Genomic DNA, 2,173 nt, shown 5'->3' on the forward strand with positions numbered 1-2,173 from the left:
GTAATATTATCTATCATTATCTGTCCCTTTTGCGATATGTTCTTTTTTATATCATATAAAAATTATGTTATTAATTACCGGCAGACAGTTCTTCTTCAAGTTGTTCTAATGATTTATTGGATGTTTCTGGTAAGGCGGTAATCACAAAGATAATCGCCAGATAGTTGATAAGAGCAAAAATCAAGAAGACCGGACCCAAGCCAAGTTTCGCCTGAAGCACGGGGAACAAATAACTCACAATGGCATTCATGATCCACATGAAAAATACTGAGATCCCCATAGATAGGCCACGAATCTTTAATGGGAACAGTTCTGCTAATACGACCCAAGTCAGAAAGCCCATCGTACCCTGCATGACCCCGACAAACAGTGCACCCAGCAACCAAATAACAGTGGCCTTTATTTCACCAACCAGATAATAATCCGCGCCAGCAATAATCAAGTGCAGCGTTGCCATCAGGGCAAAACCATACACAATCAGTGTTTTTCGTTTAAAACGATCAACCAGGAACATAACCCCAATAACCATCCCCCCGACAGAAAAAACGCCATTTAACACGTTACAGATTAGCGACATTCTTTCCGAGAATCCGGCAGTTTTTAATATTTCCGTACCATAATACATAATGACGTTAACACCGGTAGTTTGCTGTAAAGCTGCCCAGGCAATACCCACCAAAATTAATTTTAAGATCCACGGTGTTTGAAAAATAATAGCCAAATCATTTTTAGCATACAATTTCTTTTCTTTTTCGATATCAATCAACGTTACGATATCATTAAACTCTTTAATAGCCCGTGGCTCAGGGCGAATTTGTTTTAAAATTGTTAATGCCTCTTCCCGCCTATTTTTACTGATCAACCAACGGGGGCTTTCTGGCGAACGCCACATTCCCACTAACAGGCAAATAGCAGGGATAGTTTGAACCAATAGCATATAACGCCAGACCTCAGGCAGATGGCCCCAGGCAATACCAATTACCGCATTTACTGCAAATGCTGCTAATTGTCCAATAATAATGGCAACTTCATTCAACCCGGTAAGTTTGCCCCGCATTTCTGTCGGCGCAACCTCGGATATAAATGTAGGTGCAGTAACCGATGCCCCGCCTACCGCGTAACCAAGTAAAAATCTGGCAATTAAAAGAGTGGTGATATTAGGCGATAATGCACACAATAACGCACCAAAGAAAAAAACGAAGGAGAGATAGAGCAGGTATTTTCTTCGACCAAAAAAGTCAGCCAATTTTCCGCCAAAAACACTACCAATGGCGGCACCGACCAACAGTACACTCATTACCAGGCCCACAGTCGTCGGCGTCAGGGCCATATTTTCTTTCAATGAAGAAAATGCACCATTAATAACACCGGTATCATAACCAAATAGCAAGCCACCAAATGTAGCGACTAATGTTATTTGATGTAATCGTTTTCTCTGTTGTGCATTGAGATTCATCATTAACGACATATCATTACCTTTTTATTTGATTATCCATTTAATGTCAAAAAGGGTTTCAAAAAACAAAAGTAACTCCTTCTCCACCTTAAAACATGGAGGTGATGAAGAACTTTTTGACACTCTGATTTATTAATAAGATAAATGCAGTTATTGAAGACAAATAAGTTTTATTCCAGAGTGCGATATTATATGATTCTTGCTACGGTTTTTATTTTGCATGATCCTTTTGCGCTCCCAATTTTTAAAATGTACCGATTACCGTGGTGGTACTGGTAATACGTTATATTTTGCTAACCCGCCTCAACCGAAGTCCCAGCCCCTCATTCTGCTGACAGCACAAACAAAGGTTGCGGCCTGAAACCAACCGACGGCATGACTGCAATAACCACCACCAATCAATCCAACACTGACTTCTTTCATCTATATCCTCCTGACGAGACAAAAATAGACTATCAATGAATGCTCGCTAGCGGTTTCTGGCGATCCTCAACTGGCGTTATCACTGATAAGTATGTTAACTCACTGTGACACAACATATCATTTTAATTGAAATTAAAATTCCATATCGATCACAATATGGCATTATAATTTCATCTTTGGTGAGGGAAATTTCAGGTAAAACAGGTAGGTCATCATCAAACATATCATTATCGCACTGATATATAAGTACTATTATGCTTAGAATAGATGACGGTACTGATGAGTTATTCACGC

Annotated in this window: 2 protein-coding genes; both read right to left on the reverse strand. The window is 39.6% G+C overall.

What is annotated here, in order from left to right:
• Positions 1-70: 70 nt before the first annotated feature.
• Positions 71-1,468, reverse strand: coding sequence for a sugar porter family MFS transporter (locus V1952_RS21380; RefSeq protein WP_420075506.1), 1,398 nt, complete (start codon positions 1,466-1,468; stop codon positions 71-73).
• Between the two features lie 505 nt (positions 1,469-1,973).
• Positions 1,974-2,173, reverse strand: a 200-nt coding sequence (locus V1952_RS21385; RefSeq protein ID WP_420075507.1) for a hypothetical protein, incomplete at its 5' end; no start/stop codon positions are given.

The organism is Yersinia sp. 2542 StPb PI (genome assembly GCF_048593855.1).
Taxonomy (GTDB): Bacteria; Pseudomonadota; Gammaproteobacteria; order Enterobacterales; family Enterobacteriaceae; genus Yersinia; species Yersinia enterocolitica_E.

Coding starts and splice junctions, on each gene's coding strand:
- V1952_RS21380 (WP_420075506.1), bottom strand. CDS start 1,468: ATGTCGTTAATGATGAATCTCAATGCACAACAGAGAAAACGATTACAT.